This is a genomic window from Streptomyces capoamus (assembly GCF_014654935.1).
Lineage (GTDB): Bacteria > Actinomycetota > Actinomycetes > Streptomycetales > Streptomycetaceae > Streptomyces > Streptomyces capoamus.
Genome location: NZ_BNBF01000117.1, coordinates 1 through 670 on the forward strand (window position 1 = coordinate 1; position 670 = coordinate 670).

General features: G+C 35.1%; 1 protein-coding gene. It reads right to left on the reverse strand.

Features of this window, described 5'->3' with window-relative positions; genetic code table 11:
* Window positions 1-224: 224 nt before the first annotated feature.
* Window positions 225-670, reverse strand: a 446-nt coding sequence (gene rpsB / locus IE312_RS44920; protein ID WP_189986844.1) for a 30S ribosomal protein S2, incomplete at its 5' end; no start/stop codon positions are given.

Sequence of the window (670 nt, forward strand, 5' to 3'; positions counted from 1 at the left end):
TAAGAACTTTAAATTATTTTGATTCAAGACCCCCCCTTTTTTTTTACTTATTTACTTAAATTTTATATTTTAGTTTTGGATCCCAACTAAACAAATCACACAATATCCCCAGTTTTTTCTCTCTTTTTCTTTTCTACAATTCAGGAGTAGTAACCGATTTTTGAAATCGAAATACAGGGAGCCCCTCCCTAAAAAAAAAATTGATTTATTTATCTTATTATTAATCAAGAATTTTGTATATAGCTAGAACGGCCCTCACAAATTGCGAATACTAATTTGTTAAGAATGAATCGAATTGAAGCTATAGCGTCATCATTTGCGGGAATAGAAATATCCGCGAGATCGGGATTACAATTTGTATCGATTAAAGAAATGGTTGGAATTCCCAAAGTGATACATTCTCTAAGAGCCGTATATTCTTCTTGCTGATCGAGGATGATTACAATATCAGGCAATCCCGTCATATATTTAATCCCGCCTAGATATGTTTCCAAGCGAGATAATTGTCTCTTCAACACAGCTGCATCCCTTTTCGGAAGACGGTTGAATCCCTCTGTCTTTTGTTCAGTTCTCAAGTCCCTAAACTTATGAAGTCTTTTTTCGGTAGTGGACCAATTTGTTAACATGCCGCCGAGCCATTTTTTATTAACATAATGACACCGAGCCCGTA